This is a genomic window from Oscillibacter sp. PEA192 (assembly GCF_003574015.1).
In the GTDB taxonomy this organism is placed as follows: Bacteria; Bacillota; Clostridia; order Oscillospirales; family Oscillospiraceae; genus Oscillibacter; species Oscillibacter welbionis.
The window spans coordinates 2,706,682-2,731,760 of the sequence record NZ_AP018532.1 but is presented as its reverse complement, the minus strand read 5'-3'; the positions used below and the strand labels follow the sequence as shown (position 1 = coordinate 2,731,760).

Here is a 25,079-nt window from a genome sequence, read left to right as displayed (position 1 = left end):
GTTTTCCACGGTCCGCTCTATTTGGCGTGGGAAAGATCACCGACGGCGCCGGGAGCGGTGCGCCGGCCGGGGTCTGCGGGGAGCGCGGCGGCGCTTTGCCAGCCGCTCCCGGCGGCGGTCCAGGGCCGTGGTGCAGCGGTCAAAGCACCACTCCAGGCCCATCTGGATGGGCACCACCAGCAGCACCAGCACGATCAGCACCAGCCAGGCTGCAAAGGACAGGGAGGAGAGAGAGAAGAACGCCCCATAGAACACCACCGCCACGAACATGGCCGCACTCATGGCCACCAGCAGCACCAGCCGCTTGGCATCCAGGGGTCGGGCAGCGTAGTAGATCACCATGAGACCGTTTACCGCCATCAGGATCACGCAGATGGTGGAGAGCTCTGCCAGCGTCAGGTCGAAGGTGTAGACGAACAGCTCCGCAAAGAGGATGACGAAGATGGCTGTGAGACCGCCGGGAAAAGCCCGCCGCAGCACATTGTGGAGGAACTTGCCCTTCACCAGGTCGTGGTTGGGCTCCAGCGCCAGGAAGAAGGAGGGCACGCCGATGGTCAGGGCGGAGATCAGCGTCAGCTGGATGGGAACAAAGGGATAGGGGAAGGCGGCGAACAGGGTGATGAGGGCCAGAAAGAAGGACAGAATGTTCTTCACCAGGTACAATGCCGAGGCCCGCTGGATATTGTTGATGACCCGGCGGCCCTCCGCCACCACCTTGGGCATGGCGGCAAAGTCACTGTCCAGCAGCACCAGCTGGGCCACCTGGCAGGCGGCATCCGCGCCGGAGGCCATGGCCACGCCGCAGTCGGCGTCCTTCAATGCCAGCACGTCATTCACACCGTCGCCGGTCATGGCCACCGTGTGGCCCTGGCTCTGGAGGGCCCGGACGATCTTCCGCTTCTGGTTGGGGACCACTCGGCCAAACACAGTGTACTCCCGCACGGCCGCGGCGATGTCTTGATCCGTCTGGAGCTCCCGGGCGTCCACCCACTGCTCTGCGTTCCGGATGCCTGCCTGGGCCGCCACAGCGGAGACGGTCACCGGGTTGTCGCCGGAGATGACCTTCACATCCACGCCCTGGGTGTGGAAGTAATCGAAGACTTTGGGAGCGTTGGGGCGGATGGGATTCTCCAGCACCAGCAGGGCCAGGGGGATCACCACGCCGTGGAGGCGCCCGATCTCCGCCCCGTCGCACTGGGCCAGCAGCAGTACCCGGCAGCCCTGGGCGGCGTAGGGGGCAGTACGCTTTTCCAGGGCGGCGAAGTCCTGCCCCAGGATATACTCCGGTGCGCCCACCACATAAGCCCCCCGGTCCAGGAAATTCACGGCGCTCCACTTGGTGGCGGAGGTGAAGGGCACGGCTCCCCGGTCCGGCCAGCCGGGCCCCCGGGGAAACTTGTCCGCGATGGCCTTCGCCGTGTCGTTATCCGGATCCAGCACCCGGTAAAAGGCACCCAGAATGTCGGTGATGTCCGTGTCGGAACAGGACTCCGGGTCCAGGGGCACCACCTCCCGCACTTGCATTTGAGGACTGGTGACGGTGCCGGTCTTGTCCACGCACAGCACGTCCACCCGGGCCAGGGTCTCGATGGCGTTCATCTCGTGGATCAGCGTCCGATTCTGGGCCAGCCGCACCACGCTGACCGCCAGGGCAACGCTGGTCAGGAGGAACAGTCCCTCCGGGATCATGCCGATCAGGGCCGCCACCGTGCTGACCACGGACTGCCGCAGGCCCAGATCCTGATTGACGAACTGGTTGTAGAACAACGCTGCGCCGATGGGGATCAACACGATACCGATGAAGCGGATCAGGCTGTCCAGGGAGCGCATCATCTCGCTTTTGCCGGGGCCGCCATCTTTCTTGGCCGCCAGCGTCAGCTTGGAGGCGTAGGAGTCTGCTCCCACCTGGTCCATCCGGGCCCGGCACTTGCCGGAGATGACGAAGCTGCCGGACAGCAGCTGGTCCCCAGGCTCCTTGGTGACGGCGTCCGCCTCGCCGGTGATGAGGGCCTCGTTCACCTGCACCTGCCCGGTGAGGACCGGTCCGTCCGCAGGGATCTGGCAGCCGGCGGTGAGCTCTACCACGTCCTCCCGCACCAGCTGGTCCACCGGCAGCTCCCGGACCTTTCCGTCCCGAATGATCCGCACCTTCGCGGCGGAGAGGAGGGACAGCTTCTCAATGGTGCGTTTGGAGCGCAGCTGCTGGACGATGCCGATGACGGCATTGGCTGCCACGATGAGGAGGAAGGTCATGTCCTTCCAGTCCCCTACCAGCAGCAGGCACACCGCCAGAACCACGAAAATCAGGTTGAAGTAGGTGAAGATATTCTCCCGGATGATCTGCTTATCGCTTTTGGTGGGAGACTCCACCGGGCGGTTGTCCCAGCCGGCCTCCGCCAGGGCCTGAGCCTGGGCGGAGGAGAGGCCGCTGTCCGCCTTGGGGGCACAGCGGGGCATCTCCTGGCGGCCAGCGGCCGCGGCCTCCGCGGGGGCCGCTTTCCGGTGCGGTTTCACGGACACTCCTCCTTCGACAAAATTTGATTCATTATAGCAATTTTCGGAAGATTTGTATAGAGATGAATTGAAAACTTTCCGTGCCGCAGCAGGCGGAGGAACGCCTTGCTGCCCGCGGAGAGAATATGGATGTCCTTTGTGTAAAGACAAACTGTAAAAACGATGTCATTGGATGAAAAACATTGGAGGAGTTGTGCATTGTATTCTGCCGGGCACGCCGATATAATGAAGCATAAGAAAGACGTGGGAGGGGAGTCCATGCTGACTTTGGATATGGTCCGGGAGGCCCAGGAGGCCCTGCGGGGCATCGCCCGGCGGACACCGCTGGACAGGGCCCCGAAATTTGGGGAGAACGTGTACATCAAGGCGGAAAACCTGCAGCTGACCGGGGCCTTCAAGCTCCGGGGCGCCTACAACAAGATCCGCAGCCTGACGCCGGAGGAGGCGGCCCGGGGCGTCATCGCCTGCTCTGCGGGGAACCACGCCCAGGGCATTGCCCTGTCCGCATCCCGGCTGGGGATCAAGGCGGTGATCTGCATGCCCGCCGGGGCGCCCATCAGCAAGGTGGAGGCCACCCGTGGCTACGGCGCAGAGGTGGTGCTGGTGCCCGGCGTCTATGACGACGCGGCGGCGGAGGCGGAGCGGCTGACAAAGGAGCAGGGCTACACCTTCGCCCACCCTTTCAACGACCCGCTGGTGATCGCCGGCCAGGGCACCATCGGCCTGGAGATCCTGGAGCAGCTGCCGGACGTGGAGCAGATCGTGGTGCCCATCGGGGGCGGCGGCCTCATCGGCGGCATCGCCTTTGCGGTGAAGCAGCTGAAGCCGGACTGCCGGATCGTGGGCGTTCAGGCGGCGGGCGCGGCGTCCATGTACCTGTCCCGCCACGCCGGGGGCCCCACGGAGCTGCGGAGCGTGTCCACCATTGCGGACGGCATCGCGGTGAAGAAGCCGGGTGATCTGACCTTTGCCCTGTGCCAGCAGTATGTGGATGAGGTGGTCACTGTCAGCGAGGACGAGATCGCCTCCGCCATCCTGGCGCTGATGGAGGGGCAGAAGACCGTGGCGGAGGGCGCCGGCGCCGTGCCGGTGGCGGCGGTGATGTTCGGCAAGGTGGACACGTCGGAGAAGAAAACCGTGTGCGTGGTCTCCGGCGGCAATGTGGACGTGACCACGCTGTCCCGGATCATCACCAAGGGCCTGTCCAAGGCCGGGCGGATCGCAGAGATCAGCACGAAGGTGGCGGATAAGCCCGGCAGCCTGCTGCAGCTTTTGAAGGTGGTGGCGGACAGCGGCGCCAACATCCTCAGCATCAACCATGCCCGGGAGGATCAGCATTCCGACGTGGGAGCCTGCATGGTCTCCATGGTGCTGGAGACCCGGGACGCCGCCCATGTGGAGCAGATCCGACGGGAGCTGACGGCCATGGGCTATGAGCTGGAAAAGGAGTAAAAAGGCGGGCATCCAAAGGATGCCCGCTTTTTTTCCTCAATTCCCGGTCTCCAGAGAGATCTGATTGAACATGGTCAGGATATCGTCCATAGAGGTGGCCCGCTTTTCCGCTCCGGCCCGGTCCAGCACCACCCGGCCCCGGTTCATCATCAGGATCCGGTCTCCGTACTCCACCGCGTAGCGGAGGTTGTGGGTGACCATCATGGCCGTCAAATGCTTTTCACGGATGACTCTGTCCGTCAGGGCCATGATGACCTCAGCGGTCTTGGGGTCCAGGGCCGCCGTGTGCTCGTCCAGGATCAGGAACTTCAGCGGCGTCATAGTGGCCATCAGCAGCGCCACAGCCTGCCGCTGGCCGCCGGAGAGGGCCCCCATCCGCACATCCAGCTTATCCTCCAGTCCCAGGCCCAGGGAGGCCAGCTGCTGGCGATAGAAGTCGATGCGCTTTCTATTGACGCCCCGGCCCAGGCCGTAGGCCCCGCCCTTGTTATCCGCCAGGGACAGATTTTCCAGCATGGTGAGGTTGGGGCAGGTGCCGGCGGCGGGGTCCTGGTAGACCCGGCCCATGGTGGCGTACCGCTGGTAGTCCTTCAGCTTGGAGATGCTCCGGCTGCCCACCAGCACGTCGCCGCCCTCGATGGGGATAGAGCCGCAGATGATGTTCAGCAGGGAGGTCTTGCCGCTGCCATTGCTGCCCACGATGGCCACGAACTGGCCCTCCTCCACTGTCAGGGAGAAGTGCTCGAACAGCCGCTGCTCCGTCAGGGTGCCGGGGTTGTAGATCTTCGTGATGTCCCGTACTTCAAGCATGGATGATCGCCTCCCCCTTCCGGCCGGACAGCACCAGCACCAGCAGGAACAGTGCAGCCGTAATCAGCTTCATCATATTGGTGGGCAGTCCCAGGCTCATGGCTACCTGGATGCACAGCTTGTAGAGCACACTGCCCAGCACTACCGCCGTGGTGCCCTGGGGGGAACCCAGGAAGCGGAGGGGCCCGGAATTCCGCAGTCCCCGGGCCAGCCGGGTGCCGGTGTAGAAGTGTATGATGGACACACCGATAATCACCGCCGCCAGGCCGTACACCAGCTGGCCGGTACCCATGGTGGCGGAGAAGCTGCGGGTTTCGTGGCAGACGATGCAGCCGCCGAAGGCCACCAGGGCGTTGGAGATCACCAGCCCCAGGATCTTTACTGTGCCTCGGTCCTTGGCCAAGGTGGTCACCAGGGTGGCGTTGTCGCCCACAGCCCGCAGCAGCAGGCCGGACTTCGTGTGGAAATAGGCGTCCAGCAGCAGCTTGATGACGATGACCAGCGCCAGGGACACAATCAGCTTCCGCCCGGAGAGGGAGAGATCCCCAAACAGGGCCATCACCGGGGCAGAGGTGAAGATGGTGTCCGTACCCCGGTCGATGGTCAGGTTGGACCCGGCGATCTGCAGGTTCACAGAGAACAGGGCGGTCATGGTGATGATGCCCGCCAGCAGGTTCCGCACCTTCAGCTTCACGTGGACCAGACCGGTGAAAAGTCCCGCCAGACCGCCCACTATCAGGGAGGCGGGCAGGGTCAGCCAGGGATCGACGCCCTTGGTCATCAGCACCGCCGTGACAGCGGCCCCCAGGGGAAACGTGCCATCCACCCCCAGATCCGGGAAGTCCAGAATGGAATAGGTGATATACACGCCGTAGGAGATCAGGGCGTAGATCAGCCCCTGGATCAGAGTGCTGGTCAGCAGTTCCATCACATCCATGAGATGAGAAGCCTCCTTGTGAAAAGATCAGATCACGGTGCTGCAGAGGGTGCCGATGCCCTCGATGGCGCATTCCACCGTGTCGCCGGACTGGAGGAATCTGGGCGGATCGAAGCCCATGCCCACTCCCGCCGGGGTGCCGGTGGCGATGATGGTGCCCGGCAGCAGCGTCATTCCCCCGGTCAGCTCCTCCAGGATCTGCCCGATGGAGGTAATCAGCAGAGCGGTATTGGACTTCTGCCGCAGCTCGCCGTTGACCCGGCTGGTGATCTCCAGCGCCGGGGGATAGGCGATCTCGTCGGCGGTGACCAGCACGGGGCCCATGGGCGTGAAGCCGTCCAGACTCTTGCCGAAGTACCACTGCTTATGGCCTGTCTGCAGGTCCCGGGCGGATACGTCGTTAAGGACGGTGTAGCCGAAGATGTAGTCTGCCGCATCGGCGGCTTTCACGTCCCGGGCGGCTTTGCCCAGCACCACCGCCAGCTCCGCCTCATAGTCCAGCCGGTCCGTAAGGCCCGCGTGACGGGGGATGACGCCGTCGGGCTTCCCGGCCTCGCTGACCCGCTTGGAGAAGTAGACCGCCGCTGTACTGTTCTTGGTGAAGGCATCGGCGCTGTACCGGGCGGATTCCTCCGCGTGGTCCCGGTAGTTCATGCCCAGGCAGACCACATCCTGCCGGGGGCGGGGGATGGGAGCCAGCAGCTCCACATCTGACAGCGGGACCGCACCGCCCCGCTCTGCCGCCGCGGCGGCAGAGCGGAGGTCGGCAGGGGTCATGGTTTCGATCAAGGTGTTCATATCGGCGGCGGGGAGGGGCAGCACGCCCTTTCCATCGGCGGTGAGGGCGCCCACATGCTCGGCGCCGCTGAGACGATAGGTGACAAGCTTCATGAAGAGTTCTCCTTGGTAATGGATGTTACAGATGTTATTCCGCGCACTCCTGGGCCTCCTGGGCGATGTCGTCGGGAATGGTGATGCCCAGCTCGGCCGCCGCGTCGGAGTTGATATACAGGCCATAGTTTTCGATGGTCTCGTAGGGCAGGTCTTCACAGGCGGCCTCGCCGGTGAGGACTTTGGCGGCCATCAGGCCGGTCTGGATGCCCAGCTGGATGTAGTCCAGGCCCGCGCCGCCCACGCAGCCCAGCTTTACCTGCTCCACCTCGGAACCGTAGACAGGGATACCCGCCTCGTCCGTCTTCTCCAGAATGGCGCCCAGCACGCCCACCACATTGTTGTCCGTCAGGTTGGACAGGCAGTCCACCCCATGGGACAGCAAGGTATCCACCGCCTGGGTGACCTCTGCCTGGGAGGTGACGCCCACCGCGTCGATGGTGAAGCCGTAGTCCGTTGCCAGCTCCTCATAGACGCTGATGGAGTAGACGGAGTTGGCCTCGCTGGTGGTGTAGACGATGCCGATGGTGTCGGCATCCGGCTGCAGGGCCCGGATCAGCTGGAGCTGGCCCTCCACCGGCAGGGCATCGGAAGTGCCGGTGATGTTGCCCGCGTCCAGGTGGGCGCCCACCGGGTCGGTGATGGCGGTGAAGATCACGGGGATGTCCTTGTCCTCCGCGGCATTGAAGCAGGCGATGGCGGAGTTGGTGGCGATGCCCACCATCAGGTCCGCGTCCTCGGCGGAAAACATCTGGCCGATTTGGGTAGCCTGGTTGTCGTCGAAGTTGGCGTTCTGGTAGTCCACCTCAAAGTCCGTGCCCTCCACCAGACCGGCCTGCTCCAGGCCCTGGAGGAAACCCTCCCGGCAGTTGTCCAGGGAGCCGTGCTGGCCGTACTGGCTGATGCCGATCAGATACTTGACGGGCTCACCGCCGCTTTCGCCGGAGGAGGTGTCATCGGTGCCGCCGCAGGCGGCCAGGGACAGGATCATGGTCAGGGACAGGCCGCAGGCGGCCAGCTTCTTCAGCAGATTCATCATAATAGATTCTCCAATCTTTGATACAGAATATTTGAAAGGGGTCCGTTCAGGGAATTGATATTGCAGCACAGGCCGCGCCATCGTCTGGTATTGTGTTTCATATCTCCATACTCCTTTCCCGGACCGATCAGGGGAATCAAAAAAAGCCCTGCCCCATATTTGGGACAAGACTTGAAACCATCCTGCGGTACCACCCAAGTTGACGCAAAGCGCCCGCTCGTTCCACGTACATTCATACGCGCCGCCCGGATAACGGGTGCGGGCCCCGTCAGACGCTACTGAGCATTTTGCCGTTTGCGCTGCCCTCGCAAGTCCATTCGCTGGAAAGTTCTCTGCCGTGATCCCACCATCCACGGCTCTCTGAAAGGTGACCTGACCAGGTACTCCTCTTGCTCATCGGTTTTGCTTGATTGCTTTGCATTATACGAAGCGGCGGCGGAAATGTCAACCGTGATTTTGCACAAATCTTTTTTGCTGCTTTAAAGAGATAAAATCCGGGGCAAGAACTACCCCGGCAGGATGGCCCTGCCGGGGAGTAACATGCAGTTTGAATCGGGTTTTCCGCGGCTCAGGAAAGCAGCAGCTTGTCGTCGGCTTCGTCAGAGCCGCTGACTTTGCTGAACAGGGCCAGCAGGTCGGGAACGGTGAGCTTCTTCTTCTCCTCGCCGGACACGTCGATGACAATACGGCCGTCGTACATCATGATGAGCCGGTTGCCGTGGACGATGGCGTCCTTCATGTTGTGAGTGACCATCATGGTGGTGAGGCCGTTTTCCTCCACGATCCGGTCGGAGAGAGCCAGAACCTTGGCGGCGGTCTTGGGGTCCAGGGCGGCAGTGTGCTCGTCCAGCAGCAAAAGCTTGGGCCGCTTCAAAGAGGCCATCAGAAGCGTCAGCGCCTGGCGCTGGCCGCCGGAGAGGAGCCCCACCTTGCTGGTCAGACGGTCCTCCAGACCCAGCCCCAGGTCCCGCAGCAGCTCCCGGTAGTCCGCCCGCTCCGTCTTGGTGATGCCCCAGCCCAGGCCGCGGGGCTGGCCCCGGCGGGCCGCCAGCGCCAGATTTTCCTCGATCTGCATGGTGGGGGCGGTGCCCATCATAGGGTCCTGAAACACCCGACCGATGAATTTGGCCCGCTTGTGCTCCGGCAGGCGGGTCACGTCCACCCCGTCGATGACGATGGCGCCGCTGTCCACAGAAAAGGTGCCGGCCACCGCATTGAGCATGGTGGACTTGCCGGCGCCATTGCCGCCGATGACCGTGCAGAAGTCACCGTCCTTCAGCGTCAGGCTGACGCCCCGGAGGGCCTGCTTTTCATTGACCGTCCCGGCGTTGAACGTCTTCCAGATCTCCTTGATCTCAAGCATCCTGATCCCCTCCTGTTTTTGCTCCGGCATTGGCGCTCCCGGCGGGCACCTTGACGTGGGCGTATTTCCCCTTCCAGTAGGGGATGGCCAGAAAGGCCGCCACGATCAGGGCGGTGATGAGCTTCATGTCATCGGTGTTCAGGCCCAGCCAGATGACCACCTGGTACACCAGGTAGTACAAAATGGCGCCGATGGCCACAGCCAGCATCTTCAGCGCAAAGTTGCGGAACACTTTGCCGAAGATCACCTCGCCGATGATGACGGCGGCAAGGCCGATGACGATGGCGCCCCGGCCCATGTTCACGTCCGCGAAACCCTGGTACTGGGCCAGCAGGGCGGAGGACAGGGCCACCAGTCCGTTGGACAGCATCAGGCCCAGCACCTTGGTGAAGTTGGTGTTGATGCCCTGGGCCCGGGACATATTGGGGTTGGAACCAGTAGCCCGCAGGGAGGCACCCAGCTCCGTGCCGAAGAACCAGTACAGCAGGGCAATGACCGCCGCCACAAAAATGGCTACCACCAGGATGGGGTTGTCCAGGCTCAGGGAGCGGACGCTCTGCTGGTCCACCAGCAGGTCATACTGTCGGGAGCTGACGGGCCGGTTGGCCTGTCCCATGATCCGCAGGTTGACGGAGTACAGGGCCAGCTGGGTGAGGATACCGGCGAGGATTGCCGGAATGCCGCAGGCGGTGTGGAACAGGCCGGTGACCAGTCCCGCCAGCACACCCGCCAGAAACGCCCCCAGCATCGCCAGCGGCACCGGCGCCCCCGCCATGGTCAGCATGATGAAGGCGGCGCCGCCGGTAGCCATGGTGCCGTCCACCGTCAGGTCGGCCACGTCCAGGATCCGGAACGTGATGTAGACGCCGATGGCCATGATGCCCCAGATCAGTCCCTGGGCGGCCACACCCGGCAGGGCGTTGACCAGATGCATGATGTTCAAGTGAAATCCCTCCAAAATCCCCCGGCTGTTTCCGGAGGCAATTTGCTGCTCTATTCTAGCAAAGTTCAGCGGAAAGGGGAAGCCCCTTTTCCGCTGAAAGTGTGTTGATAAGATTTGGATGACGGGGCGGAAGGGTGGCATACCGCAGACGCCGCCCATAGGACGGAGACCGGGCGGCGGAGAGCCCCGGAGAGGGCTCCCCGCCGGTGAAGGCGGAAGTTTTGCAGACAAGAATTTGAAAACATCCGCCGGCTCTTTATCGGTTCTCCGTCCATTCGTCCTTATTCGGCGATGGCCTCATAGCCGTCGGGCGGGGTCAGGCCCAGAGCCTCGCACATGGTGGGGTTGTACTTGGGGGTGAACTGGGGGGCGTACTCGATGGGCATGGTGGCGGGATCGGCGCCGTTCACCAGGATATCATAGGCCATCTCACCGGTTTTGTAGCCGATGTCATAGTAGCTGATGGTCAGCGTGGCCACGCCGCAGCCCTTGCAGATGCCCTCCTCACCGGCGATGATGGGAGTGCCGGTGTCCAGGGAGATGTTGCCGATCAGTTCGGCGTTGTTGGCAGCGGTGTTGTCGGTGGGAACGTACAGGACATCGCTGGCCGTGCAGGCTGAGGAGGCCACAGCGGACAGGTCGTTGGAGTCGGAGAAGGAGTATTGGGTGCAGGTATAGCCCAGATCCTCCAGGTAGCCTTGGACGGTGTCCACCTGATACTGGCTGTTGGGCTCGGCGGAGCAGTACAGCAGGCCCACAGTCTGGGCGTCGGGGAACCAGGTGTGCAGCATCTCAGCCTGCTGGTCCAGGGGCGCCAGATCGGAGGTGCCGGAGACGTTGTAGCCAGTGGTGCCGGTAAAGCCGTCAATGCCCAGAGCCACGCCGTACTCGGTGATGGAGGTGCCCAGAATGGGAATGGTGCTGGTGCCGGTGGCAGCGGCCTGGAGAGCGGTGGTGCCGTTGGCCATGATCAGGTCCACGCCCTGGGAGACAAAGTTGTTGGCAATGGTGGTGCAGTTGGCGGTATCGCCGGAGGCGTTCTGGGGGTCGATGGTGACACTGTCGCCCAGCAGTTCCGTCAGGGCGTCCTGAAAGCCCTGGGTGGCGGCGTCCAGGGCCTCGTGCTGGACCTGCTGGATAATACCCACGGTGTAGGTCTGGCTGCCGGAGGCGGACTCGTCGCCGCTGGTATCGGCATCGGTATCTGTGGACTGGGTGTCGCCGCCGCAGGCAGCCAGGCTCAGAGCCATGACGGCGGTCAGCGCAAGGGCAAGAAACTTCTTTTTCATCGCAGAGATCTCCTTTTCAAGATTGATCGCGGGGAAATTACAAAAAGCGGCTCTGTCCGAAGAGCAGAGCCGCCTTCCATACGGGGTGAGATCCACCGGCCGCCGGACCTTCACTGGCTGCTCTGCCTATGACAATATCGGCCCGCATAGCGGACCTGGCAGCCATAAAATCGAGAGAACCCCGCCACAGTGCGGAACGCTGCTGCAAACAAAACCATGGAAGAGCTCCCTTCTGCCGACCGGCCTTTGTACTTTTACACCATACTGCTTTAAACAGGCAAAGTCAATGGTGAATTTATACAAAATCTCTGGAAAATGTTTCAGAGGCAGGAGATTTCCCAAAAAACAGAGCCGCCCGGCAGCTTCCTCAGCAGAAAGCGCCGGGCGGCGGGGCCACGCGCTCCTCAGCCCCACAGGGCGGAGAGCATGGGAATGACCTGCTTTTTCCGGGACATGACCTTGGGCAGGAACACCACGTCCTCCGCATCCTCCACATTGAAGGCCTGGCGGATGCTGTCCCTGTCGCCCACGAACAGCAGCTGGGTGCCCTCCAGCAGTACATCGGTAATCATCAGGATTACCATGTCGAAGCCCTGCTTCTTCTGCAGGGAGCTCATGAGCTGCAAAAACTCTCCCTTGCGCTGGAGCAGCTGGTCGGAGTCCATGCAGGTGACCTGGCTCACCGCCAGGTTGTGGCCTGCGATGTGGAACTCCTTGTAGTCTGTGCGGAAGATCTCCTCTGCAGACTTCGCACCGCCGCCGGAGGCGGAGAAGATCACCTGTCCCAGCGCCTGGAGGGAGATGTTGGCGATCCGGGCCATGCGGTTGGCCACGTCGATGTCCCGCTGGGTGCAGGTGGGAGACTTGAACATGACCGTATCAGAGACGATGGCCGCGGCCATCAATCCCGCCATCTTGGCGGTGGGCATCAGGCCCTTGTCCTGATACATCCCCGCCACGATGGTGGTGGTGCTGCCCACGGGCTCGTTCCGGACAGTGATGGGATTCTTGGTCTGGATGTCCGCCAGCCGGTGGTGGTCGATGATCTCCAGAATCTCCGCCTGGTCCAGGCCCGGTACGGACTGGGCCTTCTCGTTGTGGTCCATCAGGATCACCTGCTTGCGGCGGGGCCGCAGCAGATGGTAGCGGGACAGGGTGCCCACCACCCGCTCCTCCTCATCCAGAATGGGATAGGCCCGGAAGCGGCTTTCCAGCACGGTGTTCTGCACGTCGTCGATATAGTCGTCCAGGTGGAAGCACACCAGATCCTTGTTCTTGCAGATGCTGCTGATGGGCATGGCATGGTAGATGAGCCGCACTGCCCGGTAGGCGTCATAGGCGGTGGAGATGATGCAGGTGTCCGTCTGCATGGCCAGCAGCTCCGGGTCCACCTCCGCCTGACAGACGATGATGCAGCTGACGCCGATCTCCAGCGCACGGCGGATCATGTCTGGCTGGTCGCCGCAGACCACGATGCTGCCCGGGTCGGAGAACACCAGGTTCTCCCGGCTGGCGGGCAGGGCGATGGTGACCTCACCGGAGATCACGTCCCGCATCTCGCCGCCCTGGTTGAGAATTTTGCCCTCCAGCACGGACAGCAGGTTGTACACCGGGATCTCGCCCACCTTAGGGTTGCGGACGGAGGACATGTCATAGTTGGCCACATCCCCGGCGGAGAGCATTCCGAACAGGGTCCCGTCCTCATTGGCCACGGGGATGGCGGAGATCTTGTCCTTCTGCATGGTCCGCCAGGCCCGGCTGATGGTGGCAGCGGCGGACAGGGTGGCGGGCGTGTCGTAATCCAGGTCCCGGACCTGGGTACGCACGTTGTTCAGCAGCTTGGGGGGCTGGAAGCCGAAGCGATCCAGCACGGTCTGGGTCTCGTCACTGATCTGGCCCAGGCGGGCGGCCTCGTACTGCCGCTGGCCAAGGGCGTTCTTCAGCGCCGCGTAGGCCATGGCGGAGACGATGGAGTCCGTGTCCGGGTTCCGGTGTCCGGTGATATAGATGGTGTCCATGAATACTCCCTCTCAAGTGGATGCGGGGCATCCAATTTTTGGCGTGTTGATAGCTTTATTATGCGTCTCCGGCGCAGGTTTGTCAACAGCCCGCAGGCCGGAAAACCGGGGGCCGGAAGGGCAAAAACTGCCTCCGCCAGCGGGGGCGGAGGCGGTTTTGCGCCGGTGCGCGACGGCGTTCACAGGGTTTCCAAATAGGCCTCGATGGCCTCGCCCATGAAGTGGGCTGTGCCGGGGCCGTAGCTGTCCAGAACCTCTGCAAAGCGGTTGTCCCAGCTGTACAGGTCCGCCAGGCGGCGGAGCTTCTCCTCGTCGCAGCTGCGGCTGAACTTCACCAGATGGGCCTGCCAGCGGAGCACCAGCTCACGGGCCTCCGGACTGGCGGGGTCGCCCTTGGCCGCCTCAGCGGCAAAGGCCATGAGAATGGGGTCGGCGTCCTCCTGCTCGGCGGACGCGCCGATATAGCTTGCCATGGGATTTTTCCTCCTTGCGTGGGATTGAATCGGGGTCAGAGAATGACCAGCTCCTTGGGGGCCAGAGTGAGGTTTTGACAGCCCTCCGGTGTGAGGTACAGCACGTCCTCAATCCGCACACCCAGCTTCCCGGGCAGGTAGATGCCCGGCTCGGCAGAGATCACCGCCCCGGCGGGCAGGGGCTTGTCGTTGGAGGGAGTGGCGTTGGGCCCCTCGTGGATCTCCACTCCCACGCCGTGGCCGAAGCTGTGGCCGAAACAGGGACCGTAGCCCGCCTGCCGGATGATGTCCCGGGCGGCGCCGTCCACGGCCTTTCCAGTGGCCCCGGCCCGGGCGGCTGCGATACCCGCCAGTTGGGCCTGCAGCACCGTGTCGTAGACCTGGCGCATCTCATCCGTCACGGATCCCACCGCCACGGTACGGGTCATGTCGGAGCAGTAGCCGTGATAGATGCAGCCGAAGTCCATGGTGACGAACTCCCCGGCCTGGATGACCTTTTCCGAGGGTACCCCGTGGGGCAGGCTTCCGTTGGGGCCGGACACCACAATGGGATCGAAGGACTTGTCCTCCGCCCCGTAGTGGAGCATGAGATACTGGAGCCGGGCGGCGATCTCCTTCTCCGCGACGCCGGGCCGGATCTCGTTCAGGATATCCGTCAGGGCCTTCTCCGCAATCCGCTGGGCGGCAATCATGATCTCCAGCTCCTCCGGGTCCTTTACCGCCCGCAGTTCTGCCAGCAGGTCCGCCGCGGGCACCAGCTCACAGGGCAGAGCCCGGGCATAGGCGTCGTGCTCCCGGACGGTCATATAGGCGTCCTCAAACCCCAGGCGCTGGATGCTGTGGCGCTGGACGGCCTCCATCAGCAGGGCGGAATAGCCCCGGCCGTGGCCTGCCTCCTGGACCTCCGCATCCTGCACATGCCGCCGGGCGGCCTCTGTGTACCGGGAGTCGGTGAAGTAATAGAACTTCTCCCGGGTGACCAGGGCCATGCCGTCGGTTCCGGCGGAGTGGAAGCCGGAGGCGTAAAAACGGTTGGCCTCATGGGTCAGCAGCATACCGTCCAGGTCACGGGATTCCAGCTGGGCGGCGATTTTAGCAAAGTGATTCATCGTGTTACCTCCTGAGCCTCCATTTTCATCACAGAGGCCTTTACAAATCCATAGAACAGCGGATGCGGCCGGTCGGGACGGCTCTTGAACTCCGGGTGAAACTGGGCACCCACGAACCAGGGGTGGTCCGACAGCTCGATGATTTCTACCAGGCGGCCGTCTGGGGACAGGCCCGCCAGCCGCATACCGCCCACCTGCATCTCCGCCCGGAAATCGTTGTTGAACTCGTAGCGGTGGCGGTGGCGCTCGGAGATCTCTGCCGCGCCATACAGCTCCCGGCTGCGGGAGCCCTCCGCCAGCACGCAGGGGTAGCGGCCCAGCCGCATGGTGCCGCCCTTGGCGGTGACATTCACCTGGTCCGGCATCAGGTCGATGACCGGGTGGGCGGTGGAGGAAAATTCGGAGGAGCTGGCGTCTGCCCAGCCCAGCACGTGGCGGGCGAACTCGATCACCGCCATCTGCATCCCCAGGCAGATGCCGAAGTAGGGAATGCAGCGTTCCCGGGCGTACCGCACGGCCGCGATCATGCCCTCGATGCCCCGGTCGCCGAAGCCGCCGGGCACCAGGATGCCGCTGCAGCCCGCCAGCCGCTCCGCCGCACTGGCCTCCGTCAGGGTCTCAGAGTCCACCCACCGGATGTCTACTACCGCGTCGTTGGCGGTGCCCGCATGGTTCAGGGACTCCACCACGGAGAGGTAGGCGTCGTGGAGCTGGGTGTACTTGCCCACCAGGGCGATGGACACCCGCTTGCGGGCGTTCTTCTCCCGCTTCACCATGGCGCTCCACTCCCGCAGATCCGGCTGGTGAGTGATGAGGCCCAGCTTCCGGCACACCACCTCGTCCAGACCCTCCTTGGCCATCAGCAGGGGCACCTCATACAGCGTCTCCGCCGTGGCGTTCTGGATGACGCAGTCCGGCTGGACATTGCAGAACAGGGCAATCTTCCGGCGGATGTCCTCTGTGATGGGCACGTCGCACCGGCATACCAGAATATCCGGCTGGATGCCCAGGGACAAAAGCTCCTTCACGGAGTGCTGGGTGGGCTTGCTCTTCAGCTCGCCGCTGCCGGGGATCTGGACGATGAGGGGCACGTGGATGAACACCACATCCCCCTGGGGCCGCTCCGCCGCCACCTGCCGGATAGCCTCCAGGAAGGGCTGGGACTCAATGTCGCCCACGGTGCCGCCGATCTCCGTGATGACCACGTCCACGTCCTCTTCCGCCATGGCGTAGATGCGGCGCTTGATCTCGTCGGTGATGTGGGGGATGATCTGCACCGTGGCGCCCAGGTAGTCGCCCCGGCGCTCCCGGTTCAGCACGGACCAGTAGATCTTGCCGGAGGACACGGAGCTGTTGCCGGTGAGGTCCTCGTCCACGAACCGCTCGTAGTGGCCCAGGTCCAGGTCCGTCTCGGCCCCGTCCTCGGTGACGAACACCTCGCCGTGCTGATAGGGACTCATAGTCCCCGGGTCCACATTGATATAGGGGTCGAACTTCTGGTTCCGCACCCGGACACCCCGCTGCTTCAGAAGCCGCCCCAGGGAGGCCGCGCAGATCCCCTTGCCCAAGCCGGAGACCACGCCGCCGGTAACGAATACAAATTTCGTTGACATGCCGCTCACCTTGCCTTTCCACGCACACAGTTTTAGCAGGAAACCGAATTGTACGCCCCGGGCTGACAAACAAAAAACAAACTTCATGCGCGGTACAGTGCACCACGAATACAGGCAAATGCCGCTGCGCATGAAGTTTTTGCGCATCATTTCCGGTTGCCCCAAAGGGGCGGGGAAATGGCGCATTTTCGTTTTTTGTTATGCAAAAGCATAACAAAAAACACCGCCGGACCGATTTTGCGGCTGAAAGTCCCAGTCTCTTTCGGGACGTTCGGCCGCGGTCCGCGGTGTGTCTGTTCGGTTGTCGCGTTGCGGCATCCGCCGCAAACCGCTGCCCAAAGCGTTTCCAAAAAATACTGTTTCAGTGTAGCACCGGCTTGGGAAAATGTCAACGGCCGTCAGATGGCAAAACCGGCAGAATCCGCAGGGCGATTCCAACTGGTTTTCTGTGGATTTCGGCAAAGGCCGGGCGCGGAAACTTCGCGCCCGGCCTTTGGAAGAGTCATGGAGCCCCGTAGGTCTGGTGGATCTGGACCAGCTCCATGGGGGAGTCCACCCAATTCTCCACATACCCGCAGCCGCAGCAGACGTAGCGGATCACCGGGACCTTGCCCAGCAGGGTGTACCGGGTGGTATAAATGTTGCTGCCGCTAGCGTAGCGGCTGGGGTGGTCGGGGATTCGGACGATGTCTCTGCTGCCGCACTTGGGACAGGTGTGCGAATTCTTCATTTCGGCTCCTTTCGATTCAGGAGGGCCGCCCCGCACAGGGCCAGCAACGCGGCCAGGTCCGCCGGGGCCGGCGCCGGGCGGGGCGGGTTGGGGGAATGTTCCATGCCGCTCACCGATTCCGGCGGCTGTAAAACCGAATGGAAAGGGGAATGGATACCGCGGTCAGCACCACAGCCACCACCAGGGGAGCCCAGGTCTGGAAGCCAACGTCGGGCCCGCCGCTCTGCTCAATGGTGGCGATGCCCCCGGCGCTGGCGCACACCAGGAAGATGATGAGGAACATGACCAGCCGCCCCTTCTCCACGCCGAACCGGAACATCATGGGCAGAGTGATGTCCAGGATGCACACGGCCACGCACACGGACAGCAGGATGACGGGGATGGAGGGACCCTCCACATCGCTGAGCCAGATGACCGACAGGATGGTCTGAAGGACAAAGGTGGCCGCCGCCGAGACGGCCACGGCGATCCAGCCGAAGAGATACTTGCTCAGCACCACGTCCCGGGCGGAATACGGCATCATGGCAGCCATCTGGTCCCAGCGGCTCCGCTCGTCATAGGCCAGGGCGGTGTAGGGCAGCATAGAGGCATACACCACGGCAAAGGTGCTGTAAAACGTGCCGGGGATGCAGGAGAACACCAGAATTAACAGCAGGAAGATCTTCATCTGCCGGAAGATCACGTAGTAGTCTTTCAAAAGCAGGGCAGTCATTGCTCCTTCGCTCCTTTCACCAAAAACAGGACGATATCCTCCACCGTGGGCCGCTCCAGCGCCCAGCCCGCAGGCACCAGCGCCCGCTTCACCAGGCACCGGACGCCGCCGAAGCTGCTGTTCTCCCGGGCTACCACGGCCCCGTCCTGAAGGCTGTTCACTTGATCTGCCGTGCCCACGAAGATGCCATACTCCTCCAGCAGCCGATCCTTCTCGTCGCAGAACAGCAGCCGCCCCTGGTGGAGGAAGGCGATATAGTCGCACAGCTTTTCCAGGTCGCTCAAAATGTGGGAGGAGATCAGGATGGAGTGGTCCTCCTCCCGGGTGAACTCGTTGAAGATCTCCAGCACCTCGTCCCGGACGATGGGGTCCAGGCCGGCAGTGGCCTCGTCCAGCACCAGCAGCCTGGGGCTGTGGCTCAGGGCCACGGCGATGGCCAGCTTCATCTTCATGCCACGGGAGAAGTCCTTGAAGGGCTTTTTCTCCGGCAGGCCGAAGCGGGTGAGGTAATTCTGGTACTGCTTTCCGTCCCAACGGCGGTAGGTCTTGGCCATGACGCCTCCCACCTGAAGGGCATTCAGGCTCTCTGGGAAATAGGCCTCGTCCAGCACCACGCCGATGTCCTCTTTCAGGGAGAGAAACTCCGGCGAGGCGGAATCCGCCCCCAGGACGGTGCAGGTGCCGCTGTCCGGCCGCAGGGCCCCCATCAGCAGGCGGATGGTGGTGGACTTGCCGGCGCCATTCTCTCCCACCAGGCCGCAGATGGTGCCGCTGGGCACGGTGAGGGACAGGTCCTGTAAGGTAAAGCCGGGAAAGTGTTTCGTCACATGGCTCAATTCAATGGCGTTCATACGTGAGGTTCCTCCTCTTTCAGCAGGATGCGGAGCATTTCCATCAGCTCCAGTGCCGAGACGCCGCACTGGGCGGCCAGCTCCACGGCGGCGTCCAGGTGGTCCTCCAGCTCCTTCAGCTTCTGCTCCCGGATCAGGTCCAGATTCTTTTCCGCCACAAAGCAGCCCTTGCCGGCCACGGTGTAGAGGAAGCCGTCGGCCTCCAGCTCGTCGTAGGCCCGCTTGGTGGTGATGACGGAGATCCGCAGGTCCTTGGCCAGGGCCCGGATGGAGGGCAGCGCCTCTCCGGGGGAGAGCTTCCCGGCAATGATCTGGGCTTTGATCTGGGAGTAGATCTGATCGTAGATGGGTTGGTTGGTGGTATTGCGGATGATGAGTTCCATGGAAGTCACTCCTGTTCGTACTGTACATTTACAGTATATACAGTATGCACGGATTGTCAAGAGGGAAATGCTGGATCCCGCAAAAATTTTTGTGGTCCTTGGGGCTAGGCTCTCAACAGAAAATGTGATACACTACTAAAGCTGAGACTGACGGCTTGTCCGGAGAAAAGGAGGTGAGCGCCGTGGAGACCATCCCCGGCAGCGGAAACTGGAAGCTAACCATTCGCCGGGAGGCGGCGGGGATTACCATCCTGCGGGCGGCCACCTGCGACGCCCGGGCCCGCCTGCCGGAGACGTTATACGGCCTGCCGGTGACGGCCCTGGGGGACCACGCCCTCTCGCCCACCGCCGCTTCCGCGGAGGGGGAGGACCTGCTGGTGACCTGCGGCACCGGGACGGACCCGGGGACCTGGAGCAACCGGGACCTGGAGGACCTGACCCTGCCCCGGTCCCTGGAGCGGGTGGGGGATTACGCCCTGATGAACTGCGGCGGCCTGCGGACCCTGCGGCTTCACGACGGCATCGGTCAGTGGGGCGGCGGGGTGCTGATGAACTGCCGACGGCTGGCAGCCTTCCATCTGACCCGGGTGGGGGAGCAGGGGGACACCCTGGCCTGGTTTGCCGACGAACTGCCCTGGGAGCTGGACGTCACCGTGGAGGAGACGGACGGCACCGTGTTCCGTTTGCTCTTTCCGGAGTACCGGGAGGTTTATGAGGAGAACTGCCCGGCCCATCACTTTGATTACAACATCTTCGGCGCCGGATATCCCTATCACCACTCCTTCCGCCGGAAGCGGCTGGACCTGCGGACGTATGACGAGCTGTGGAGCGGTTTTCTGGGCATGGAGCACGATGAGGACTGCGCGGTGCGGCTGGCCTTCTGGCGGCTGCGCTACCCGGTGGAGCTGACGCCCCGGGCGGAGGGGCAGTACCTGTCCTACCTCCGGGCCCACGCCGGAGAGGCGGCAGTCTGGCTGGTGGGAGAGCGGGACATGCCGGGGCTGGCGTTTCTGCTGAGGACGGCGGAGCCGGACCGGGAGGCCCTGTCCGCCGCCTGCGCCCTGGCGAGGGAGAGCGGGGTCTCCGAGGCCCTGGCCCTGCTGCTGGAACAGCAGCGGGATGTGGCCCCCCGGGGGCTGGACAAGACTTTTGACTTATAGCAGGGAAGGAGGCGCACCATGGCGGCCAAGGACCTGACGGCCATCGGACTGGAGATTTTGCAGACGGCCCGGAATGAACTGTATCTGAATCTGCCCTATCTGGATGTGGCGCTGTGCAGCCTGGACTTCCAGCCCGGCGGCGGGGTGACGCTGTCCCTGGCCACCGACGGGGAGACGCTGTACTACGACGGCAGCTTCCTCTCGGAGCGGTATCTCCGGTCCCGGACGGCGGTGGACCGGGCCTATCTCCACGTGCTGCTCCACTGTATGCTGCGGCACCTGTGGAAGAAGCGGGGCAGGGTGGCGGAGCTGTGGGATCTGGCCTGCGATGTCGCGGTGGAGAGCATCCTGGACGAGCTGGACTACCCCTGCCTGGCCGGGGGCTTCGTCCCCGCCAAGCAGAAGTTCTACGGCGAGTGCCGGGCAGAGATGCCGGTGCTGACGGCGGAGGGCATCTACCGCCATCTCCTGCGGCTGGACCTGCCGGAGTACGAGGTGGCCCGGCTCCAGCGGACCTTTCTGGTGGACGACCATGGCCTGTGGGACCCGGACCAGCAGGACCAGGAGCAGCAGAAGCAGCGGGAGCAGAAGTGGCAGGGCGTCTCCGAAAAGACCCAGACGGGACTGGAGACCGTGCTGGCCGGCAAGGCCACCGGCGGCGAGGCGGTGCTGGAGCAGATCCAGGTGGCCAACCGGGACGACGTGGACTACCGGACCTTCCTCCGGCGGTTCGCCGTGCCCCGGGAGGTGATGGCGGTGGACGGCGACGCCTTTGACTATATCTTCTACACCTACGGCCTCCAGCTCTACGGCAACATGCCCCTGGTGGAGCCGCCGGAGACGAAGGAGGAGAAGCGGATCGAGGACTTCGTCATCGCCGTGGACACCTCCATGTCTACCTCCGGTGAGCTGGTGCGGCAGTTTCTGGCCTGCACTTACGCCATCCTCCGCAGCACGGAGACCTTCACTCGGAAGGTGAACATTCGCATTCTCCAGTGCGACGACCAGGTCCGGTCCGACACCCCCATCCGCGACCTGGAGGAATTGAAAGCCTATATGGAGAACTTCTCTCTGATGGGCGGCAGCGCCACGGACTTCCGGCCGGTGTTTGAACACGTGGCGGAGCTCCAGGTAGAGGGGGCCTTCACCTTCCTTCGGGGGCTGGTATACTTCACCGACGGCATGGGCGTCTATCCCCGGAAGCGGCCGCCCTATGACACGGCCTTCGTGCTGTTGGAGGAGCCGCCCCTGTCCGTAAAGATGCCCCCCTGGGCCATCCGGCTGGTGGTGCCCACCCCGGCCCTGGAACAGGCCGCCCGGGAGGCAGCGGAGGAGGCCAAAGCCGCCGGGCTGGACCTGATCGATTTGGACGAACTTCCCCAACTGTAAGGAGCTAACGATATGAACATCAAACAGGCAAAGCAGGAGATCACCAATACCTTGAAGGCGTATCTGGCCAAGGACCAGCTGGGGAACTACCTGATCCCCACAGTGCGCCAGCGGCCGGTGCTGCTGATGGGCCCGCCGGGCGTGGGCAAGACCCAGATCATGGAGCAGATCGCCGCCGAGACCGGCGTGGGCCTGGTGGCCTACACCATCACCCACCACACCCGACAGAGCGCCATCGGCCTGCCCTTCATCGAAAAGCGGACTTATGGCGGGGAGGAGGTCTCCGTCACCGAGTACACCATGAGCGAGATCCTCTCCTCCGTTTACCGGCTGATGGAGCGGACCGGACTGCAGGAGGGCATCCTCTTCCTGGACGAGATCAACTGCGTCAGCGAGACCCTGGCCCCCATGATGCTCCAGTTCCTCCAGTGCAAGACTTTCGGCAACCAGGCCCTTCCCGAGGGGTGGCTGATCGTGGCGGCGGGCAACCCGCCGGAGTACAACAAGTCCGTCCGGGACTTCGACGTGGTGACCCTGGACCGGGTGAAGCGCATCGACGTGGAGGAGGACTACGGCGTGTGGAAGGAGTACGCCCGCCGGAAGAACCTCCACGGGGCCATCCTCTCCTACCTGGACATCAAGAAGGACAACTTCTACCGCATCGAGAACACGGCAGACGGCCTCCAGTTTGCCACCGCCCGGGGCTGGGAGGATCTCAGCGAACTGCTGTACGCTTATGAGACCCTGGGCATCCGGGCGGACCGGGAGGTGGTGGGGCAGTACATCCAGATGCCCCGCATTGCCAAGGACTTCGCCAATTACCTGGAGATGTTCTACAAGTATCAAAAGACCTACCACGTGGAGGGGATCCTCAGCGGCACCTGGGAGAACATCACCGTGCTGGAGCTGCGGGAGGCGCCCTTTGATGAGAAGCTCTCCGTCATGGGGCTGGTGCTGTCCCGGCTCAGCGAGGAAGCCCGGAACACCCGCTGCCAGGACGCCCTGACCGACGCCCTCCACACCTCCCTGACAGAGTTTCGGGAGAAGATCGCGGACGCGCCGCCGCTGACGGTGCTGGACCAGCTGCTGTGGAAGCGGCGTACTGCCATGAAGCAGGCCAAAGAGGCCGGCCAGTTGGACAAGGAGTCCCGGGACCTCAAGCAGCGGGAGATCAACGCCCTGGAGGACTACCGCCAGCGGCTGGACCGGGAGGCCGTGGCCCCGGAAGGGGCTATGGACGCCGTCCGGGGCTGGTTCGGTGAAGAGGTGGAGCGGCGGAAGGCCGTGGCCATGGAGACGAAGGACATGTTCGACAACGCCTTCCGTTTCCTAGAGACCACCTTCGGCAACAGCCAGGAGCTGGTGATCTTCGTCACGGAGATCACCGTCGGGTACAACACCTCCTGGTTCGTGGAGCAGTTTGGCTGTGACGCCTATTTCCGCCACAACCGGGAGCTGCTGTTTGACAGCACCCGCCACCGCATCCGGGAGGAGATTGCCGCCGCCAAGGCGGCAGAACAGGAGGAAAACACATGAGGGAAGAGTGGAAGCAGATCGAAGCCGTGCTGGACGAGAAGGTGCGCCCGTCTCTCCGGGCCCACGGGGGTGAGCTGGAGATCGACCACCTGGAGGACGGCGTGCTGTATATCAAGCTGCTGGGCCAGTGTGCCGGGTGCCCCTCCGCGGACCTGACCAACGAGACGCTGATCGAGCATGAGCTGACGGCTGCCCTGCCGGAGCTGGTGCAGAAGGTCGTGGTGGTCCAGACTGTCAGCGACGAGCTGTGGGAGCAGGCCAAGCGGCTGCTGCGGGACCATCATCTTTGAAAGTCGGCAGCCCCTGAAGAGAAAAAAGCGCCCCCGGCAAAAGCCGGGGGCGCTTTTCAACAGCTTACCAGCTGTGGTGCTGCCAGGACTCTTCGGCAGTCATGGCGAAGTAGTCGTAATTGGGGGCGGGGCCGCTGTCGCCCCAGGTGGTGTCGATGTGGTAGTCTGTGCCGTCCAAGGTGGCCACGGTCCAGATGTGGGAGTTGTTGGAGAGGGCTGTGCAGTCGATGCCCTCCAGCTTCAGCAGCAGGTTGTAGGCGCCGGTGTACCCGTCGCACACGGCGGTGCCGTTTTCAAACAGGCTGTATGCAATATGGCTCAGGGAGCTGTCCCCGGCGGTGTAATCATAGACGCAGTTATCGCAGATCCAGGTGAAGTAGACCCGGGCCTTCTCATAGTCGGACATGGAGGTGGTGATCTCTCCGCTCTCCCACAGGGCATCATGGACGGCAATGGCCGCCTCCATGGCCGCGTCGCGGTAAGTCAGGATCTGATCTCCCGCGCTGGCGGCGGAGAAGGTGAGGGTGATGGACCCGTCCGCAGAATAGGTGCAGTTGACCGTGTTGTAGCATTGCTCACAATAGGTTTTCACAGCTGCCAGGGCCGCCTCCATCACCCGTCGGGCGGAGGTTACGGAGAGACTGGGGTACTGCAGGACCAGCGTGTTCTGGTTGGATGCCAGCATGTAGCGGACGCTTTCATCTATCTCCGCCGCAGTGGCGGGAGCGGCGATATACGTCCCCAAGGGCACCAGATCTCCCATGGCAGCGCCCAGGGCGCTCCAGGACTCCTTTCCCAGGTCCCAGTCCGGCGTTGCCCGCAGGCTTGGATCCACCATGCGGGTCAGCATGGCGGCGGCCGCGCCCCGGGTGATGGGCTGGTCCGGCAGGAAGGAGCCAGCGGCGTCGCTGCCTACGGACACGCCGGTGCGGTAGAGGGTCAGGATGTCCTGGTAATAGGGGGTGTACTCGGTCACGTCGGTGATGAACTGCCGGCTGGCGTAAGCCTGAGTTACCAGGTCCGCGTGAACGGGCGGCAGGGCCTCCTCCGGAAGCGTGTTCGCCAGCACATGGGCCACCTGGGCCCGGGTGGCGGGGGTGGAGAGGGACTCGTCCAGCTCCGTGCCGATGACACCCTCCGACTGGAGATAGCGCAGGTACCGGAGGGCCGCTGCCTCATTCTCGGCGGCATAGGCGCCTGGACCTGCCTCCGCGTCTCCGGTGCGGTACAGACTGCGGATGCGGCCGGCGAAAATCACCACCTGCCCAACGGTCAGCTGGTCTCGCAGGCCGAAAGTGCCGTCGGCCTTGCCTACGGAGAGACCATACGCATACAGCGCCGCCACATTGTCGTAGAACGTGGACTCCGGCGTCAGGTCGGAGAACTGGCCGGCGTAGGTTTTGCTGCGGACAAAATTGTCCGGGGTGTCCTGGGCGGCCCAGGCGGGGACAGTAAGAGCAAGCGCCAGTGCCAGCACCAGCGCGGGGACCCGTTTCTTCATGACGGCACCTCCTTATACAAAATGGAAGATCGAATTCAGGATTTCTGCCTGATGGAACAAAACGCGGACAGGGGCC

General features: G+C 63.4%; 22 protein-coding genes and 1 other annotated feature. Of the genes, 5 read left to right on the top strand and 17 right to left on the bottom strand.

All coding sequences use genetic code 11. From position 1 onward, the window contains the following. Nucleotides 1-36 precede the first annotated feature (36 nt). Complete coding sequence (locus DN611_RS13595) at nt 37-2,514, bottom strand: cation-translocating P-type ATPase (protein ID WP_288181523.1); 2,478 nt, start codon at nt 2,512-2,514, stop codon at nt 37-39. Between the two features lie 258 nt (nt 2,515-2,772). Between DN611_RS13595 and ilvA the strand changes: the two genes are divergently transcribed. Next, nucleotides 2,773-3,966: a threonine ammonia-lyase gene (gene ilvA, locus DN611_RS13590; protein ID WP_036629692.1), complete on the top strand. Its 1,194-nt coding sequence runs from the start codon at nt 2,773-2,775 to the stop codon at nt 3,964-3,966. 36 nt (nt 3,967-4,002) lie between these two features. Here the strand turns inward: ilvA and DN611_RS13585 are convergent, their stop codons facing one another. From DN611_RS13585 to DN611_RS13515, 15 genes are all read right to left on the bottom strand, one after another. Next, entirely contained in the window at nt 4,003-4,776 is a 774-nt protein-coding gene (locus DN611_RS13585; protein ID WP_025545195.1) for an ABC transporter ATP-binding protein, read from the bottom strand. Continuing rightward, nucleotides 4,769-5,713, bottom strand: a complete 945-nt coding sequence (locus tag DN611_RS13580) for an ABC transporter permease (RefSeq protein ID WP_333637348.1) — start codon at nt 5,711-5,713, stop codon at nt 4,769-4,771. Before DN611_RS13580 ends, DN611_RS13585 begins: the two co-directional genes overlap by 8 nt. 27 nt (nt 5,714-5,740) lie before the next feature. Continuing rightward, nucleotides 5,741-6,604: a fumarylacetoacetate hydrolase family protein gene (locus DN611_RS13575; protein ID WP_025545197.1), complete on the bottom strand. Its 864-nt coding sequence runs from the start codon at nt 6,602-6,604 to the stop codon at nt 5,741-5,743. Between the two features lie 34 nt (nt 6,605-6,638). Then, nucleotides 6,639-7,643, bottom strand: a complete 1,005-nt coding sequence (locus DN611_RS13570) for an ABC transporter substrate-binding protein (protein WP_021748191.1) — start codon at nt 7,641-7,643, stop codon at nt 6,639-6,641. Nucleotides 7,644-7,800: 157 nt separating this feature from the next. Beyond that, nucleotides 7,801-8,049: a binding site (T-box leader), on the bottom strand. 162 nt (nt 8,050-8,211) lie between these two features. After that, nucleotides 8,212-9,006 carry an ABC transporter ATP-binding protein gene (locus DN611_RS13565; RefSeq protein ID WP_119311617.1) on the bottom strand — a complete coding sequence of 265 codons (795 nt, stop codon included), beginning with the start codon at nt 9,004-9,006 and terminating at the stop codon, nt 8,212-8,214. Further along, nucleotides 8,999-9,940: an ABC transporter permease gene (locus DN611_RS13560; protein ID WP_021748188.1), complete on the bottom strand. Its 942-nt coding sequence runs from the start codon at nt 9,938-9,940 to the stop codon at nt 8,999-9,001. Before DN611_RS13560 ends, DN611_RS13565 begins: the two co-directional genes overlap by 8 nt. Nucleotides 9,941-10,230: 290 nt before the next feature. Continuing rightward, on the bottom strand, nt 10,231-11,238 hold the full coding sequence (locus tag DN611_RS13555; RefSeq protein ID WP_021748186.1) for an ABC transporter substrate-binding protein: 1,008 nt from the start codon (nt 11,236-11,238) through the stop codon (nt 10,231-10,233). Between the two features lie 404 nt (nt 11,239-11,642). Continuing rightward, nucleotides 11,643-13,256 carry a putative manganese-dependent inorganic diphosphatase gene (locus DN611_RS13550; RefSeq protein WP_021748184.1) on the bottom strand — a complete coding sequence of 538 codons (1,614 nt, stop codon included), beginning with the start codon at nt 13,254-13,256 and terminating at the stop codon, nt 11,643-11,645. A 179-nt stretch (nt 13,257-13,435) separates the two neighbouring features. Continuing rightward, nucleotides 13,436-13,729, bottom strand: coding sequence for a TipAS antibiotic-recognition domain-containing protein (locus DN611_RS13545; protein ID WP_021748182.1), 294 nt, complete (start codon nt 13,727-13,729; stop codon nt 13,436-13,438). Nucleotides 13,730-13,764: 35 nt separating this feature from the next. Beyond that, nucleotides 13,765-14,838 (bottom strand): M24 family metallopeptidase, encoded by a 1,074-nt coding sequence (locus DN611_RS13540; RefSeq protein WP_119311616.1) that lies wholly within the window; start codon nt 14,836-14,838, stop codon nt 13,765-13,767. Beyond that, nucleotides 14,835-16,451: a CTP synthase gene (locus tag DN611_RS13535; protein ID WP_119311615.1), complete on the bottom strand. Its 1,617-nt coding sequence runs from the start codon at nt 16,449-16,451 to the stop codon at nt 14,835-14,837. The genes DN611_RS13540 and DN611_RS13535 overlap by 4 nt, the downstream gene beginning before the upstream one ends. Nucleotides 16,452-16,953: 502 nt before the next feature. Next, complete coding sequence (locus DN611_RS13530; RefSeq protein ID WP_119311614.1) at nt 16,954-17,181, bottom strand: hypothetical protein; 228 nt, start codon at nt 17,179-17,181, stop codon at nt 16,954-16,956. 109 nt (nt 17,182-17,290) lie between these two features. Next, on the bottom strand, nt 17,291-17,893 hold the full coding sequence (locus tag DN611_RS13525; protein WP_119311613.1) for an ABC-2 transporter permease: 603 nt from the start codon (nt 17,891-17,893) through the stop codon (nt 17,291-17,293). Beyond that, nucleotides 17,890-18,744 carry an ABC transporter ATP-binding protein gene (locus DN611_RS13520; RefSeq protein WP_119311612.1) on the bottom strand — a complete coding sequence of 285 codons (855 nt, stop codon included), beginning with the start codon at nt 18,742-18,744 and terminating at the stop codon, nt 17,890-17,892. The genes DN611_RS13525 and DN611_RS13520 overlap by 4 nt, the downstream gene beginning before the upstream one ends. Then, a complete protein-coding gene (locus DN611_RS13515; protein ID WP_025544972.1) occupies nt 18,741-19,127 on the bottom strand; it encodes a GntR family transcriptional regulator in 387 nt (128 codons plus the stop codon). Before DN611_RS13515 ends, DN611_RS13520 begins: the two co-directional genes overlap by 4 nt. Nucleotides 19,128-19,309: 182 nt before the next feature. Here DN611_RS13515 and DN611_RS13510 point away from each other — a divergent pair, with 182 nt between their 5' ends. From DN611_RS13510 to DN611_RS13495, 4 genes are read left to right on the top strand one after another with little or no spacing between them, the layout of a single operon-like run. After that, entirely contained in the window at nt 19,310-20,287 is a 978-nt protein-coding gene (locus DN611_RS13510) for a hypothetical protein (RefSeq protein ID WP_119311611.1), read from the top strand. An 18-nt stretch (nt 20,288-20,305) separates the two neighbouring features. Further along, nucleotides 20,306-21,676, top strand: coding sequence for a vWA domain-containing protein (locus DN611_RS13505; RefSeq protein WP_119311610.1), 1,371 nt, complete (start codon nt 20,306-20,308; stop codon nt 21,674-21,676). A 12-nt stretch (nt 21,677-21,688) separates the two neighbouring features. After that, complete coding sequence (locus tag DN611_RS13500; protein WP_119311609.1) at nt 21,689-23,212, top strand: ATP-binding protein; 1,524 nt, start codon at nt 21,689-21,691, stop codon at nt 23,210-23,212. Beyond that, complete coding sequence (locus tag DN611_RS13495) at nt 23,209-23,502, top strand: NifU family protein (RefSeq protein WP_021748171.1); 294 nt, start codon at nt 23,209-23,211, stop codon at nt 23,500-23,502. Before DN611_RS13500 ends, DN611_RS13495 begins: the two co-directional genes overlap by 4 nt. Nucleotides 23,503-23,566: 64 nt before the next feature. Here the strand turns inward: DN611_RS13495 and DN611_RS13490 are convergent, their stop codons facing one another. Beyond that, complete coding sequence (locus DN611_RS13490) at nt 23,567-25,003, bottom strand: S-layer homology domain-containing protein (protein WP_119311608.1); 1,437 nt, start codon at nt 25,001-25,003, stop codon at nt 23,567-23,569. Nucleotides 25,004-25,079 lie beyond the last annotated feature (76 nt).